The organism is Nocardia sp. NPDC052566, from assembly GCF_044547285.1.
Classification (GTDB): Bacteria; Actinomycetota; Actinomycetes; order Mycobacteriales; family Mycobacteriaceae; genus Nocardia.
Genome location: NZ_JBIUAF010000001.1, coordinates 1,012,813 through 1,028,261, shown reverse-complemented (window position 1 = coordinate 1,028,261; position 15,449 = coordinate 1,012,813). Strand labels below are relative to the sequence as shown.

General features: G+C 67.5%; 13 protein-coding genes. 8 read left to right on the top strand and 5 right to left on the bottom strand.

Annotated features, from left to right (window positions below; genetic code table 11):
- On the top strand, window positions 1-1,569 hold the full coding sequence (locus ACIG5A_RS04370; protein ID WP_397237587.1) for a long-chain fatty acid--CoA ligase: 1,569 nt from the start codon (window positions 1-3) through the stop codon (window positions 1,567-1,569).
- On the opposite strand, the gene ACIG5A_RS04365 is transcribed toward ACIG5A_RS04370, so the two are convergent.
- Both ACIG5A_RS04365 and ACIG5A_RS04360 read right to left on the bottom strand, forming a co-directional pair.
- Window positions 1,530-2,198: a response regulator gene (locus tag ACIG5A_RS04365; protein WP_397237585.1), complete on the bottom strand. Its 669-nt coding sequence runs from the start codon at window positions 2,196-2,198 to the stop codon at window positions 1,530-1,532. The two genes, ACIG5A_RS04370 and ACIG5A_RS04365, sit on opposite strands and share 40 nt — an antisense overlap.
- Window positions 2,173-3,447 (bottom strand): sensor histidine kinase, encoded by a 1,275-nt coding sequence (locus ACIG5A_RS04360; RefSeq protein ID WP_397237583.1) that lies wholly within the window; start codon window positions 3,445-3,447, stop codon window positions 2,173-2,175. Before ACIG5A_RS04360 ends, ACIG5A_RS04365 begins: the two co-directional genes overlap by 26 nt.
- A 247-nt stretch (window positions 3,448-3,694) precedes the next feature.
- Between ACIG5A_RS04360 and ACIG5A_RS04355 the strand changes: the two genes are divergently transcribed.
- Window positions 3,695-3,931, top strand: coding sequence for a helix-turn-helix transcriptional regulator (locus ACIG5A_RS04355; RefSeq protein ID WP_397237581.1), 237 nt, complete (start codon window positions 3,695-3,697; stop codon window positions 3,929-3,931).
- Between the two features lie 39 nt (window positions 3,932-3,970).
- Here ACIG5A_RS04355 and ACIG5A_RS04350 read toward each other — a convergent pair whose 3' ends face one another.
- A complete protein-coding gene (locus ACIG5A_RS04350) occupies window positions 3,971-4,630 on the bottom strand; it encodes a response regulator transcription factor (protein WP_397237579.1) in 660 nt (219 codons plus the stop codon).
- A 200-nt stretch (window positions 4,631-4,830) separates the two neighbouring features.
- On the opposite strand from ACIG5A_RS04350, the gene ACIG5A_RS04345 reads away from it, so the two are divergent.
- From ACIG5A_RS04345 to ACIG5A_RS04320, 6 genes are all read left to right on the top strand, one after another.
- Window positions 4,831-5,295, top strand: a complete 465-nt coding sequence (locus ACIG5A_RS04345; protein WP_397237577.1) for a WXG100 family type VII secretion target — start codon at window positions 4,831-4,833, stop codon at window positions 5,293-5,295.
- Window positions 5,296-5,303: 8 nt separating this feature from the next.
- Window positions 5,304-5,819, top strand: coding sequence for a YbaB/EbfC family nucleoid-associated protein (locus tag ACIG5A_RS04340; RefSeq protein ID WP_397237575.1), 516 nt, complete (start codon window positions 5,304-5,306; stop codon window positions 5,817-5,819).
- A 15-nt stretch (window positions 5,820-5,834) separates the two neighbouring features.
- Window positions 5,835-7,466 (top strand): hypothetical protein, encoded by a 1,632-nt coding sequence (locus ACIG5A_RS04335; protein WP_397237573.1) that lies wholly within the window; start codon window positions 5,835-5,837, stop codon window positions 7,464-7,466.
- Complete coding sequence (locus tag ACIG5A_RS04330; RefSeq protein ID WP_397237571.1) at window positions 7,463-11,458, top strand: nucleotidyl transferase AbiEii/AbiGii toxin family protein; 3,996 nt, start codon at window positions 7,463-7,465, stop codon at window positions 11,456-11,458. Before ACIG5A_RS04335 ends, ACIG5A_RS04330 begins: the two co-directional genes overlap by 4 nt.
- 151 nt (window positions 11,459-11,609) lie before the next feature.
- Window positions 11,610-13,529 (top strand): hypothetical protein, encoded by a 1,920-nt coding sequence (locus ACIG5A_RS04325; protein WP_397237569.1) that lies wholly within the window; start codon window positions 11,610-11,612, stop codon window positions 13,527-13,529.
- Window positions 13,526-14,314: an ESX secretion-associated protein EspG gene (locus ACIG5A_RS04320; protein ID WP_397237567.1), complete on the top strand. Its 789-nt coding sequence runs from the start codon at window positions 13,526-13,528 to the stop codon at window positions 14,312-14,314. The genes ACIG5A_RS04325 and ACIG5A_RS04320 overlap by 4 nt, the downstream gene beginning before the upstream one ends.
- 6 nt (window positions 14,315-14,320) lie before the next feature.
- Here ACIG5A_RS04320 and ACIG5A_RS04315 read toward each other — a convergent pair whose 3' ends face one another.
- Window positions 14,321-14,794: an NUDIX domain-containing protein gene (locus ACIG5A_RS04315; RefSeq protein ID WP_397237565.1), complete on the bottom strand. Its 474-nt coding sequence runs from the start codon at window positions 14,792-14,794 to the stop codon at window positions 14,321-14,323.
- An 82-nt stretch (window positions 14,795-14,876) separates the two neighbouring features.
- Window positions 14,877-15,308 (bottom strand): pyridoxamine 5'-phosphate oxidase family protein, encoded by a 432-nt coding sequence (locus tag ACIG5A_RS04310; RefSeq protein WP_397237563.1) that lies wholly within the window; start codon window positions 15,306-15,308, stop codon window positions 14,877-14,879.
- Window positions 15,309-15,449: the final 141 nt, after the last annotated feature.

The window sequence follows — 15,449 nt, the reverse complement described above, 5'->3', positions numbered from 1 at the left end:
ATGTCGCTTTCGGTGGCCGCCATCCTCGCCGAATCCGCGCGCAGGCGGCCGGATCATCCGGCGATCGTCTTCGGCCCGGCGTCGCTGTCCTATGCCGAGCTGTGGCTCGCGGCCCGGCGCTACGCGGCGGTGCTGCGCGCGCACGGCATCGGACCCGGCGATCGCGTGGTGCTGATACTGCCCAACACACCGCATTTCCCGATGGCCTACTACGGCGCGCTGGCGCTCGGCGCGACCGTGGTCCCGGTGCCGACGCTGCTGCGCGCGGCCGAGATCGCGCATGTACTGCGCGATTGCGATGCGGCGGCGGTGATCTGCGCCGCCCCGCTGCTCGATCGCCTCGGCGAGTCGGCCGCGACGCCGGTGTTCACCGTGCTGGAAGCCGGCGACTCGGGTCGGCCACGACTGGACGTGCTTGCCGCACAGCAGATTCCGATCGACGCCCAGGTGCCGCGCGATCCGCGCGATATCGCGCTGATCCTCTACACCTCCGGCACAACGGGCCTGCCGAAGGGCGCGATGCTGACCCAGCTCAATATCGTGCTGAACGTCGAGATCGGCATGGACTCCCCCTTCGCCATGGAACCCGGCGACGTGCTGCTCGGGTGCCTGCCGCTGTTCCACACCTTCGGCCAGATCTGCGGTATGCACACGGTTTTCCGCGCGGGGGCCACGATGGTACTGATGGAACGGTTCGACGGACCGCGCGCACTCGACCTGATGACCGCGCGGCGGTGCACGGTGTTCATGGGCGTGCCGACCATGTATCTCGCGCTGCTCGCCGCGACACCGCACCGGCCGCTGCCGCGGCTCGATCGGGCGTTCTCCGGCGGCTCGGCACTGCCCGTCCGCGTGCTCGAGGAATTCCAGGCGCGGTTCGACTGCCCGATCTACGAGGGGTACGGCCTGACCGAGACCTCCCCGGTGGTCGCCTACAACCAGCGGGCCTGGCCGTGTAAGCCTGGCACCGTCGGCAAGCCGATCTGGGGCGTCGACGCCGAGATCGCCAGGGCCGATATCGACGACCGCATCGAACTGCTACCCCCGAAGACGGTGGGCGAGATCGTTATTCGCGGGCACAACGTCATGGCCGGTTACCTGAACCGCCCCGAAGCGACCGCCGAGGCCATCGTCGACGGCTGGTTCCGCTCCGGCGATCTCGGCGTCAAGGACGCCGAGGGCTACCTGTCCCTCGTGGACCGGAAGAAGGACATGATCATCCGCGGCGGCTACAACGTGTACCCGCGCGAGGTGGAAGAGGTGCTGATGCGCCACCCCGCCATCGCCCAGGCCGCGGTGATCGGCATCCCCGACGACACCTATGGCGCCGAGGTCTGCGCGGTAGTCGTCCCGGACCCCGACGCCGACGACCGCGACCAGCTCGCCGCCGACATCATCGCCTGGAGCCGAAAGCACCTGGCGGCCTACAAATATCCACGCCAGGTGCGCCTGGTCGAATCCCTGCCACTCGGCCCGACCGGAAAGGTACTCAAACGGGAACTGGCCACCTTCCTCGGCAACGCGGAGCGCTACGCCGCGGATCTCGGCGTGACCAAACCGGTTTCGTAGGCGACGACGACGGCTTGAGCGCGGCTGGTCAGGTCGAGTTTCGTCATCACGCGGTTGAGGTGGGTTTTGACCGTGCCCTCGCTGATGGTCAGGCGGTCGGCGATGTCGTTGTTGGTGGCGCCGGTGCCGACCAGCCGCAGCACCTCCCGTTCGCGGGCGGTGAGCAGGTCGAGCTCCGCGTCGGACGGCGACGAGCCCGAAACACTGTGCTGGAGATAGGTTTCGATGAGCCGGCAGGTGATGCTCGGCGAGAAGAGCATATCCCCGCCGGCGACCGTGTGGATCGCCGACAGCAGCCGGTCCGGATCGGCTTCCTTGAGGATGAATCCGGACGCACCGGCCCGCAGCGCCTCGTAGACGTACTCGTCCAGGTCGAAGGTGGTGAGCATCAGGATCCGCGGCCGCGGGTTCCCGCCGGCGAGAATACGTCGCGTCGCGGCGATTCCGCCGACCACCGGCATCCGGATATCCATGACGATCACATCCGGATTCGTGGCGGCGGCCATGCCGACGGCCTGCTCGCCGTCGCTCGCCGCACCCGCCACCGTCAATCCGGGCGCCGCGTTCAGCAGTGCGACCAGACCAGCGCGAATCAGTGGTTGATCATCCACCACAAGCACACTGATCATCAGCTGGGTCACTCCCTGAAGCACACCGGTGCGTCGGCGACAACGGCCAAGGCACGGCCAATCGTACCGTGTACCCGCCGTCCGGACGCGGCCCGGCGATCAGGGTGCCGCCGTACAGCCTGGCCCGCTCGCGCATCCCGACCAGACCGTGACCACCGCCCGAATGGGCAACGGCGGCAGCGGAATCACCATCGTCGACGATGGTGGCCGTCAGCTCGCGGCAATCGCGGTGCACCACAACGGTTGCCCGGCAGGGCCCGGCGTGCTTGATCACGTTGGTCAGCGCCTCCTGGATGACCCGGTACACCGCGAGTTGCAGCCCGGAGGGCAACTCGTCGACCATTCCGGTGATCTCCAGTTCGGCCTCGACACCGACACCACGGACCCGCTCGATCAACGCGGCCAATCCCGGAAATCCCGGGGCGGGTTCGGTTTCGACGGCCGCGCCGATCTCCGGCGACGTATCCGAGGCGCGCAGCAGCGTGAGCACTCGGCGCAACTCCTCCAGCGTCTCCCTGCTCGTCGCGCCGATGGTGTGCACCGCGGCGCGCGCCGTGGCCGGATCGCTGTCGAATACGTACCTGGCCAGTCCGGCCTGCATGGAGATCACCGAAATATGGTGTGCGACAACGTCGTGCAGTTCCCGGGCGATCTGCAGCCGCTCCTGCACCACGGCATGCTCCACCCGCAGTTCCTGCTCGCGCCGCAACTGTTCGGTCGCCTCGATCAACTGACGATTGCGCAGGCTCAACCGCTGGGAGACACCGGCCAGCGCCCAGATCACCGCGGGCATGAAGACGGCCTGCGCGATCGCGACCGTCGTCGGGAACGCGGGCTCGGTCCAACCGCTGTGGAACAGCACAGCACCGAGCAGTAGCGCACCGGCCGCCGTGACCCGTGGCGATTTGATCGTCGCGACGGAGTAGAACGCCACCATCGGGGCATACACGTTCAGGCTCGGCAGGAATCCCAGCAGCAGGAATCCCGAGTACGCGGCCGACACCAGCACCAAGGTCGGCATCGGCGCGACCCGGCGGGCCGCCAACGGCAGGCAGATCAGGGCGGTCAGCAGATAGCCCCAGAGATCGAACACGCGCCAGCCCGGCGGATGAAATACGGTGCCGACCAGCCACATACCCGTGCACATCGCAACGGCGAGCATCGCGTCCACCATCCGCGGATTTCCGCGCCGCCACCGTAACGGAAATACTCGCCCGCCGGAGCTCAGGGCGCGGAATCTGGTCACCACGTGGGTCATCGTAGGAGCCGCACGTCCCGCGCAATAGTCTCCGGCCGCAAAGCCCACCGCGCCGCGCGGATTCGACAACCAGCGGACTACATCTCAGGTTTACCCCGGCGCCGGAAATACCACGGTGGGTGCAGATCGAAATCCAATCCGGGATAGACGCATCCGGCACGGCCCACGTAATAGCGTGTCGATAGATCCCACCATTCAGCCAGTACGGGAACATGGCTCGCGTGAACGGACAGAATCTATGCTGCTTGCCGAACGGAACCAACCGCCGTCGCTCGATGTGCTCACCGACCGCCAACGGGAGATCGCGCTACTCGTATCCACCGGTATGACGAATCGGATGATCGCGAGCAGGCTCGGAATTTCGGAATGGACCGTGGTGAACCATCTGCGGCAGGTGATGCTGAAACTACAGTGCCCGTCCCGATTACACGTGGCACTGGTCGTAGAACGAGAAATCGGCCCCGCGACCGCGTAGCGAGAAATGGTGCCACCCCCTGCGGTGGCACCATTTCCGTCAACCCTCCCACCGGTACCCGTAACCGCGTACCGTGGCGATCAATCCGGGCCGATCGATTTTCGCGCGCAATGCCGCGATATGTACATCGAGCGCCCGCGACATCTCCATCAGCACGCCGCCCCAGAGGCGATCCACCAGCTGCCTGCGGCTCACCGCCGAACCGGGGCGCTCCACCAGTATCCGGAGTAGTTCGAACTCCTTGTGCGTCAGCGTGACCGGAGCGCCGCTCACCTCGACCTGCCGTGCCAGCAGATCCACTTGCACATCCCGCGCGGAGACCAGGTGCGGCGTCGGACCGCCCGGCGTGGCCGCACGACGACTGGCCGCCTCGAGCCGGGCGACCAGCTCCGGGATGCGCGCCGGTTTCACCATGTAATCATCGGCGCCGCAACGCAATCCGCGCACGATGGAACGCTCGTCAGCATGACGGCTCAGGATGACAACCGGCATCGTGCTGACCGCCCGCAAGCGTCGCAGTACCTGCATCCCGTCCATATCCGGCAGGCCGAGATCGAGGATCACGGCATCGTAACCACCATAGGAGTCCAGCAATTCCGCACCGGTTCTCTTGTGGTCGACTTCATAACCCCAGATACTGAGCGCCTCAGCGAGCGCATCCCCGACTCCCTGATCCTCTTCGACGACTGCAAGCCTCACGCAATCCATTGTCGCGCACCACCGTCGAATACGGGGCGGGGGACCGACAGGCAGATATCTGCTACCCCGCATGCCGCACCGGGAATTCGCGGACACCGGCCTATCCGGCCGTTGACCTCGCATTTCCCTGACGAAAGCCCCCAATTCCATGGCCGCATAGTACCTTTCGCACGACCGGTATGCGCGCCACCCACGCCACGATGATCCGCGGAACTCACGCCTTTACATTCCCCGAACACACCGTGCTGGCGTTTCCCGAATTGGTCTCGCGCGCTGCCGGTCTCGATGCGATGATCGGAGCACATCGCGGCGGGACCAGTTCGAAGGACAGCGATATGACCGAACATCTCGAAGTATCTCCGAATATCGTGCGCCGCGCGGGCGGCGACCACGACACCGTGCGGGAACGCCTGCAGCGGATCGTCACGGACGCCTATGCGGCGATGTCGGTGGGATCGGCCGCATGGAGCGCCGACAAATTCGGTACCGAATTCGCCTACGGTTCGGGGGGAAAGGGTTTCGTCACCGGCATGGACGCGCTGATCCGCAACACCGAGAACATGGCTCGGTCCTTCGAGGAGATTTCCGGCGGCCAGCACCGGGCCGCGGCGAAGCTCGAGCGGACCGAACATACCAACACCGGATCCTTCGGCCGGCGGCGCTGAACGCCGAGATGAGCACCGAACACCTCGACTCGGATATGGAATCGCTGCTGGAAGCGTTCCAGCGGCAGATGCGCGAAGTCGTCGAGGTCCAGCAGCGGCGCGTGCTGCTCACCGCGAACGCCACGTCACGGGACAAGCGGATCACGGTCACCGTCAACGCCGACGGCCTCCTCATCGACGTCCAGTTCACCTCGGACATCGCGGAATTGGACTACGACGAGATCGCCTCGGCGATACGGGATCTCACGCAGGAAGCGGCTGCGGCGGTGGCACGCGAGACACAGGCGCTGATCGAACCGCTCACCGCACGGCAGACCCGGCTGCCGAAGGTGTCGGAGGTGATCGAGGGCATGCCCGATTTCGAGACCGGCCTGCCGTTGCGTCTCCCGGTGTCCACGGCCGCTCCCGGCGCACCGGAGCGCCGAGAGCTCGCCGCGCAAGCCACGGCGATGACGTTCGCCGACGTGGAGGAGCTCGACGGCGATCACCTCCGCGATATCGGCTCCATTCGCCAGGCGTGGTGAAGCGGGGAGACCACGATGGCGATCGAGATTCCCGGCTGGCTGCAGTGGGTCGCCCCGCTCGCCGGTAACGAATGGCCGCAGGGCAACGAGGATCTGCAGCGCGTGCTCGGGCGATCGTTGACAGAGCTGAGCGACGATCTGCGTGGTGTGCTCGCCGACGCCGACCAGGGGCTCGCCACAACGCAGGCCGGGTACCGCTCCGGACACGGGCGGGACCGGATGGAGCAGGTGCTGAACAACCTGCGCTCCGGGGCCGGATCGCTGGACGACATGGTCCCGGCCTACCGCGCGAGGGGTCAGCAGGCCGAGGAATTCGCCCTCGCGATCCGGTCCACCAAACTCGACATCCTGTTCACGCTGGGCTGGGCGGCACTGGAACTGGAGTGGGCGGCGGCAAGTGGTCCCGGCGGCTGGGCCGCCTCGATCGAGATCATCGGCAAGACCCAGCTCCGATGCCGGTGGCTCGGCATGGCGCTGGAGAAGGTGATCGCCAGGCTGCTGGCCAGGCTGAGCATCAAGAGCGAGATGGTGGTGCGCGCCGTCGTCGAGATGGTCGAGGAAGCGCTCCAGGAAGTCGCACAGGGCATTTCGCAGGAAGCCGCGATACAGAAGCTCAATATCGACGCGGGGTTCCAGGACAGGTTCGATCGGAAAAAGCTGATTCTGAACGCGCAGATCTCCGCGCTGGCGGGCGCGGCGGGCGGACTCGGCGGCTTCGGACTGCACACCCGTCTCACCGGAACACAATGGGAGCAGCCGGGATTCAAGGGCATGCTGGGTGGTGCGGCAGTGGGCGCCGGTGCCGGTCTCATCGGCGCGGCCGGGGCGGTCGCGGCCACCGGTGCGCTCACCAACCAGTGGAGCGCCGACCCGCTCGGATTCCTCAGCGGCGCGGCCTTGGGTGTCGGCCCGAGCGCGCTGCGCGGATATCGCGGGCCGGGGCACGGTTCGGCACCGGACCTCGCCGGGGCCGACACCGCACCCGCCGCCGCGCCCTCGGCGCCCAACCCATCGATCGGTGCCCCGAATACGGTGGGAGGCAACATCACCGGTGGTGCGCCACTGAGCGGCACGGGCACGAATTCGCCGGGAACGAACGCCTCGGGCCCGAGCGCCCCGAACGGCGGCGGCTCCCCCTCCGCGGCACCGGCGCCGCCCCGGCGGACGGCAGCACCCGCAACCCCGGCGCGCGCGGCGACGGCAGCGCCCGGACCTCCGGCGTGCCCGCCTCGGATGCACCGACCACCGGCGCGCGCGCTGCTACCTCTGACACGAACGCATCGGTCAACGGTGTGTCCGCGTCGATGGCGCAGCCGATCCCGCACACGACGCCGCCCGTCGCATCACCCGCATCTACCGCACCGCCCACGCCCATCGCACCGCCTACGACCATCACGCCACCAGCAACCACCACATCACCAACGAATGCCGCTTCAACAACGACCAGCACACTCCCCACACCCATCGCATCGCACGCGCCCATCGCATCGCCCACGTCCAATTCGTCTATCGCACCAGCAGGTCCCGCCGCGGGGCCCTGGCATGCTCAGCCGACCACCGGCGTGCCCCCGGTCGGGCCGGGCGTGGCGTCCGGCCGTGCGCCCGTGGACGGTCCACCGCGTGCCGCCGATCCGAATGGCGGCGTGAATATCCCCGACAGCACGCCCCGGTCCCGGGCCGCCGCCGCACGGACACCCGTGACCGGCGGTCCCGAACCGATCGCCATACGAACCGATCAGCGGACGCCCCTCGACGACCCCCCATCCCCACTACAGGTCGGCACCGATCGGCCGATCGCCGACGGCACCGCAGTACCGCCGGGCCCGATCATCGTGCTCGATCCGGGCGCCCGCCACCCCGGCGGCGATCCGAACGGCCGTGCCGGGGTGGCGAATACGCGTGCCCATCGCGGTAACGCCGCCGATCTCGGCGCCTTCCGCGGCAATGCGCGAACCGGAGCGGGCGATCTCACCGATTCCGCTGTCCTGAACCAGATCACCGAGAATCTGGAGCTGATTCGCCCGGACGGCGCGCGCTGGGACGAGGCCGCGCGGCACTTCCTCCTGCGGAACGAGCATGGCGACCCGGTCGTCGTCCGGATCGCGGTAGGACCGACACGCGACGGCGTGGTCGCCGAGTTCGCGCGGCGCACCGGCACTTCGGAATACGACGTCGTCATCTCGCCACGCGCGCGCGATCAGGATGTGGCGCGCGCGGTGGCGCATGAGCTCGCGGAAATCCAACTGGCACAGGATCCCTCGGTCGACCGCGATCCGGACAACGACCAGCCGCGGGTGCTGACCGCGCATTTGGCCGGGCGTTACGCGGAGGCCAAGGTGCTTGTGGGACAACTCGATCGCTCCCGCGGCAATCTCGCGCGCACGCTGAGCCTGCGCACGGATCTGTCCGACCTGGCGAACGCGCTCGGCCTGCTGAGTGCAGTACCGGACCAGCGCGCGCTCCTGGACGCGCACGATTCGACGCTCGCCACCCGGCTGGACGAGGAACTCGCGCGACCCGATCCCTCCGACACGCAGCAGCGCCCCGAGGGGGCCGGAATACATCCCCCCGAAACCGGAGCGTTCTATCGGCGACTTCTCGATGCCGCGCGCACGGCGGCACAGGACCTCGCCCGCGGCAGATCCGCGCAGATCCAGCAGTTCACGCTCCAGCGCGCCCTCGCGCGCCTGTTCAGCTCCGAGCACGGCGCCAACTGGGTGCTGAAGGGCGGCCAGGGCATGCTCGCCCGCATCCCGGGCGCGCGCACCAGCGCCGATATCGACCTCGTCCGGATCACCGAGGACGGAACGCCGGTCGACGCGGAGACACTGGTGGCCGAGTATCGCCAAGCGCTGCAACGCGAGCACGGCGATCACCTGAGGTTCGAGTACGACCGGCACGAGTCACTGCAGAACGGCGGCGTGCGGGTGTTCCACATCGCCTACCTGGGCGCGACGACAGTCATGGAGGTCGGCGTCGACCTCAACCCCGAGCGCGGTATCCCGATGTGGGATCCGCCGGATACCGTCGTGTTCCCGGCGGAGATCCTGCGTACCGACACCATGCCGCCGACACCGGAACTGCCACTGCTGTCGGTACGCGACGTCTTGCTGCACAAGATCGCCGGGATGTTCACCATGGGTTATCACGTGACGCCGAAGTGCGGCGACTGCGAGTTCCAGCCGGATAAGAACATCTATACCTGTCAGCGGGCGGGCAGCGAACTCCCCTATCGCCCACAGGATCTGGCGGACGTACTGCTGCTCGCCATGACCACCCCGTTCGACGGCGCCGCCACACAGCAGAACCTGCGCGAGGAGATCCGCTGGCGCGAGCAACAGGGTGATCACCTCGAGGTGCCCGGCCATTTCGTACTGCCGAACGAGAACTGGGTGGTCTGGTTCAACCAGCATCTCGGTCCCACCGACGCACTGCCGTTCCGAAATCTCGACGAGGCAATGCCTTTGGCGCGCTTGTTCCTCGATCCCCTACTGAGCGACCAGGATCTGCACGCGCACTGGGATCCACGGCAGCGGCGCTGGATCGGCGAGGCCACCCCGCCACCGACCGAGGCGCCGGCGGCCGACCCCGTCGCCACCGAACCGCAGGAAGGTGTGCAGCGCATCGAGGGAGCCGCCGACGCGCCGCCCTCGGGCATTTTCGCCACCCCGGACCAGATCGCACGGTGGGACGGGTTGTCCGCCGACGGCGGACGCCGCCTCGACGCGTTCCTCGCGGAACTGGTGGCCTACGTCGAGCAGACATCGGTGACCGACATGGTGTTCCGGCTGCACCGCGAGCTCGACCAGGTCGGCGTCGCGCCGGAGCGGATCTCCGGTATGGACAACAAGCACCTGCGGTTCTACTCGCATCAGAGCGGTGAGGAACATATCCACAGCATGGCGCTGACGGTCGACCCGGAGACCACGATCGAGATCGCCTTCCGTCCCAACGGCGTGTTCAAATCGTCGGCGCTGAACGCACAGCTCGCCCACATCGCCTATCTGGGTGAGCTTCCCGCGGGGATGACCGCCGAGCAGGCCAATGCCGTCGTGTTCGCACGCTGGGCCGAGAACCTGCCGATCGACGGCGTATCGCACGGCGAGCTGATCCGCGCTCTGTTCGATCTGCACGCGGAGCCGCTCCGTGCGGCGCTGCGGATCCGCCAGCGCCTCATCCAGGACTACGGGATCGACCCGAGCCGGATCCGGGTGGCCGTGGCCGAAGACGCCCGCGATGTCGTCTACACCGAAACGCGCTGGCAGCGAGCACATCTGTTCACGCTGAACCAGATCCGTGACCTTCCGGTCGCCGCGCGCGGGGCCATTCTGGACGCCGTGCTCGGGCATGGGGATATCGCCGAAAACCGCATCGCGCGTGCGGATGCCGTCCTGAATCGGCTACTCACCACGCACGAGGACGGCGATACCGGCCCGCGGGAGTACACGCTGCTGTGGGTGCGCGACTCGCGGCCGTACGGCACCCGCGGCGCCGAATTGGACACCAGGCCCGCACACATCCGTCAGTTGATCGAGACGATGCGCGCGCGACACCCCGATCGCCGCATCGTGCTTGTCGGCGACGACTTGTTCGCGGGGCGCCCGGGCATGCTCGAAATGTGGCGGCGCGCCGGCGTTCTCGAGGGCGTCGATACGAGCACCCTGGTCAGGTTCTGGGAGCGGGACGGCCTGAGTTACGGGGAACAGGCACTGTTCTTCCGCAGGCTCGCCGGCAACCGGAACGTGGCGCAGATCGGTTTGGAGAGTGGCGCTTTGGAGATCCCCATGATCCTCGGTGTGCCCACGGTATACCTGTCCGCGCGGGAGTACGACGGCAACAAGGCCAACCGGTGGAACCAGTACTTCCGGCCGGTGCAGCACGGCTGGACACTCCCGATCACTACCCTGAGCGGCGATCAGGTGTTCGACCCGTCCGGATTGCCGCGCTCGGAGTTCCATCCCGACGGCGACCAGCGCCCGGCCCCGCTCACCACGGTCGAACGGGTGCCGGTCGGCCCCGCCTCGACCGATCCGCTCGGCAGGCCTGTCGCGGTGCACTACCACGCCACGGTATCGCTGACCGCCACCAGGATCATCGCCCTGATCGAGAGCGGTCAATTGGCGCGCTGGACCGACCGGCTCGGACGCTCGGTGGACGCCGACGGCGAGGCGTGGACGCCGTGGAGCCCGCACGACTGGCGTAACAGCGGCCTGTACGCCGATCAATTACATCGGTGGCTGCACACCGAGGCGACAACGCCCGAACAGATCGCCGTCAAGTGGGACGCGATCCGGCTCACGCTCAAAGGCATTGTCGAACCGGGCTATACCGCCGACGAGACGTATCACGGCGTAGCCGCCATCCACCCGTACTTTCCGTTCTATTCCGAACATCCGGCGCCTGCCGATATCGCGCGCCGGCTGGCCGAGGCGTACGCCGCCCCACCGCAGGCGCGCGCCGCGGCCGTCGTCGAGGCGCTTCAGGCGCTGTTCGACGCCGCGGATATTCCCGATCAGGCCAACCGAGACCTGGCCGCTTTCGAACTGGCGCCGCTCGAACTCGACCACGTCATGGCGGCCCTCGATCGAGTGCTCGGGCAGAACACCGGCTATCGCCCGGGCGAAACCAGCTCGGCGTAATCCATTGTGCGCCCGGAATGTTCGGAAAAGGTAAAGTCTTCGGTCCCGGTAAAGACAATCCGTCAGCGGCCCGGAAAACGATCATCCCGTGCTCCAATGGTTCGGTATACACCGAGTTCGGTGCCGTCGGAGATGATCAGGAGAGCGACGAATGACGAATTCCGGACCGACGCCACCGGCGGGCAATCCCTGGCCCGCGCTCAGGCGGATGACCACCCATCCGGCACCGGGTCAGCAGCGACTCACTTTCCAGTTCGAACTGGCCAGGGTCATCGCGAATCACATCGCGGACGCACTGGGCCGCCTGACGACGATGCAGGCCGTCACCGAGGATATTCCGATACTCGATCCGATCGCGGGAACAATATCCTCCGGACCACTTTTCGAGCGGCTCGGCAGCCAAGCCGGCAGGCTGAACGACGTCCTCGGCCAGCACATCGGCATTCTCCGGGAGATGCGGGCCACCTTCATCGTGCTCGGAAAAGCCTATGCCGGAACCGAACACGTCGCCAGGGACTCCTTCGAAGCGATTCCGATAGGCGGCACGCCACTGCCCTCGGTGACAGTGCCGCCGGTCCGGCTACCGGACATCGGAATCAACGGGAAGTTCCCGCCACCCAATGCGGCTTTAACAAAGCAGCCGAACAACTCGGCGAACAACGGCTGGTGGACAGACAAGCGGGATCATCCCTTCGACAAGGATTGGAAGTGGCTCTTCCAGCTGGGCAAGAACATTCGGGAAAGCCCGGATATCTCGCTCGCGACGTACGGCGCGACGAAATGGCGGGAGCTGGCCAAGCAACTAGTGACGGTGTACGCGGAGCTTTCCGGCTCGCTGCATTCCGTCAGCAGCCCGGAACGCTGGTCCGGGTACGGACGAGACGCCGTGATCGGGGCGGTGGACGCCTACATCAACAAGGCAGTGCCCGGTTTGCACGACGGCATGGTCCGGATGAGTTACAACCTCGAGTTCGTCGGCGGCTGGCTACGGTCGACGGAGCTGAGCATGCCACCGAAAGAAGAGAATCCGGCGGGGGAAACCGAATACGGCGACAAGGGCGGGTACGCGGGCACGACCGATGACGAAACCTATCGCTATCAGCTCAATATGGAATCCTCGTTCGTCAAGGGCGTGACCGAGACCTATCGCTATATTCCCCACCTGCCGGAGCCGGCCGCGTCGTTCGGCGGACCCCAGAGCCAGGTTCCCCCTGGCGTCAACGGCGCCCCGCCGGCCACCGTGCCCGCCGCAGCACCGCCGGACCATCGCCCCGGCCCACCACCCGGCGACCAATCCGGTCCACCGCCGGGTTCGCGGCACGCTCCGCCACAGGGCGGTGGTGGCCCCGGTCCGGGACCTGGTGGACGCCAACGCTTCCGGCCCGGCGCCACCCCGACGCCGCGGCAGCGCACCCGCCCCGGTCAGGGGTTGACACCGGACCAGCGCAGGCGACAGGACAAACTGCTCAAAGACGCTGAGCGGCGATCCAAGGAAGCCGACCGGTTCAACCGCGAACAGCGCGAAAGGGCGCGCAAACAGCAGGAGGACTCGGCGAAATTCCAGAAGGAGATGCACGACGCCGCCCGCAAACAGCAGGCCCAGTCGGCCGCGGCGCAGGCCGCCCAGCAGGGACAGCAGGCCATGCAGCAAGCGATGCAGGCGGCGGAACAAGCCGCACAGCGGGCGGCGGGGAATCAAGCGCGGGCAGGCATGCCCGGGATTTCCGGCACGCCCGGACTGGATCCGAAGGCCGGTCTGCCCAAGGTCGGCGGACCGGGACCCGGTGTGGGAGTTCCCGGTTCGGTATCGGGGCGCGATGCCGCCGCGCAGGCCAAACTGTTTCCGCGGGCGAGCCTGTCCGGCGCGGCCCCGGCCGCCGCGCTCGGGCGCGCCGGAATGGCCCCGATGGCCGCGACACCCGGATCGCCCGGCGCGACGGGCGCGGCGGGTCGCGGCGCGGGCACCGACGCGAACAACCGCAAACGCCCCACCTTCCTGGACTCCACCGCGCCGATCGAGGAAGCCGTCGGCACGGCGCCGCGGGTCGTCGAACCGGTCATCGAACGATGAAGCGCACCTGGCGGTTCACCGATGTCGAGTTCATCGTGCTCTGGGAACAGTTGCGCGAGGACACCCTGCCCGCACCGTTCACCTTCCTCAGCCGGACCCCGGACTACGACGATTACCTGCGCGAAAAGCGCGAGGCCCGAGCGCATCTCGACCGCACCGTCGGCCACTCCGCGGACGAGATATTCGACATGGTTGCCGGTCCGGATATCCGAATCGTGCTGCGGGGCATAGACGGCCGGAATCCCGGCAACCCCGGGGGCAGCATCCGCGTGCTCGGCGTCCGCCGTGGCGAGAGGGCCTACGTGCTCGAGCAACTCGCCGGTGAAACCGTCCAGCACAGTGCGGGTTTCGTCATCACGGAATGCGAGGTGCTCGCACTCGCCGAGACGATCGCCGCCAAGCTGCCGAAGGCCGATCCCGGCAAGCGGCCATACATCTCGTTGCCCATGCCCGTGCGTCCCGAGGACGAGGTCGGCGACGCGTTCAACCGAACGGTGGTCAGGGGCGCGTTCGACGAGCTCGATACCTACGACGGCACCCGTTTTCTGGAGACCGTGCCCACCGCGGCCGGCTGGATCACCGTCCGCCAAGGCTTTTCGCGTTTCGGCCCGCGCGGCAGAGTGATCCGCCACCTGGAGTGGCGAGATCTGGCCGACGACGGCCGCTACCTGATCACCGCCCACCGGCCCCCGGCCGCGACAGCCGCCGACACCGGACGACTCACCGCGGCGATCAACACCGAGATCGCCGCGGTGGTTCGCGCCATCAAGGACGAGCGCGCCTGACCCCGATCAGCCGGAAACCGTTCGGCCGCAGACCTTCTCGTCCTGCGGCCAGCCGAACACGCCGAAGTTCTCGTTGCGCAGGAACAGTTTCAGGCCCTGCGCGGTGTAGGGGACGGTATCCAACGGGATCTCCGCAAGGGGGAACCACCGGACATCGGAGCACTTGTGCGGCTCGGCGTTGAACGGCTCGCCGTGCCACTCGGTGGCGTGGAAGAAGAATCCCACGCGCGCCGCCGCACCGTCCCCCGGGCGATAGTGCAGCGCGGCCGCCATGCGGATGTCGTTGCGGCCGAGCCGGATACCGACCTCCTCGTGCGCCTCGCGGAGGACGGCGGCCTCGACATCCTCGCCCGCTTCGAGCTTGCCGGAGGGCAGATTCCAGAGCCCGTCGCCGTATCCGGTGTTCGCCCGGCGCGCCAGCAGCACATGGTCACCGCGCGTCGCGATCAGCAGGACATCGACGAGGCTCGTATAGCGCACAGAGGTCTCCCTTGCTGGTTCAAGCGTGTCACGACTACTCGTAGCGTAGCGGGCGCCGCACGGCGCCGGCCGCGGCCGATCGTCAGGCCAAGCGCTGGTCGGCGATGTCCGCTATCGGCACGAAGTCGATGCCGGTGACGATGTCGGCGTGGATGCGGAAGATCCGATCGCGAGCGCCGAGGGCCGCAGGCGGCAGCATCAGCCGATACCGGTGTATCTCCTCCGGATCGCTCACTTTCTCACCCAGGCCGGTCACTATCACGCACCAGCCGAGCAGCGTGCGGTGATCGATCAGGTCCGCCTCGAAGCACAGCACCTGCCGATCCGCGAAAATCCCGGCACCGAGGTCGGCATAGATGATCACGCAGTCGCCGTCGACGATATGCGGGACCGGCCGAATGGCGGGCAACGCGCGCCGGGTGAAGACGAGCCGGCCGAATCGCGTGGTACCGAGCAGTCGCAACGATTCGATGTCCGACAACTCACGCGGGTGTCGCCTGTACTCGACAGCCATGCATACGATTATTCCGGAGCAGGTCCCCAGATGACATCCTCTGGTCGATTTCGGTTACCTTCTACCTCGCCTGACAGGTCGAAGCCGACCCCCGGAATCGCCATCCGGATCTAACGCACCGGTCGTGCTGGGGGCATGCTG

Bases quoted from the DNA above. Each gene is read 5' to 3' on its own strand.
- ACIG5A_RS04370 (WP_397237587.1), top strand. From the start codon at position 1: ATGTCGCTTTCGGTGGCCGCCATCCTCGCCGAATCCGCGCGCAGGCGG.
- ACIG5A_RS04365 (WP_397237585.1), bottom strand. From the start codon at position 2,198: ATGATCAGTGTGCTTGTGGTGGATGATCAACCACTGATTCGCGCTGGT.
- ACIG5A_RS04355 (WP_397237581.1), top strand. From the start codon at position 3,695: ATGCTGCTTGCCGAACGGAACCAACCGCCGTCGCTCGATGTGCTCACC.
- ACIG5A_RS04345 (WP_397237577.1), top strand. From the start codon at position 4,831: ATGATCCGCGGAACTCACGCCTTTACATTCCCCGAACACACCGTGCTG.
- ACIG5A_RS04340 (WP_397237575.1), top strand. From the start codon at position 5,304: ATGAGCACCGAACACCTCGACTCGGATATGGAATCGCTGCTGGAAGCG.
- ACIG5A_RS04335 (WP_397237573.1), top strand. From the start codon at position 5,835: ATGGCGATCGAGATTCCCGGCTGGCTGCAGTGGGTCGCCCCGCTCGCC.
- ACIG5A_RS04325 (WP_397237569.1), top strand. From the start codon at position 11,610: ATGACGAATTCCGGACCGACGCCACCGGCGGGCAATCCCTGGCCCGCG.
- ACIG5A_RS04320 (WP_397237567.1), top strand. From the start codon at position 13,526: ATGAAGCGCACCTGGCGGTTCACCGATGTCGAGTTCATCGTGCTCTGG.
- ACIG5A_RS04310 (WP_397237563.1), bottom strand. From the start codon at position 15,308: ATGGCTGTCGAGTACAGGCGACACCCGCGTGAGTTGTCGGACATCGAA.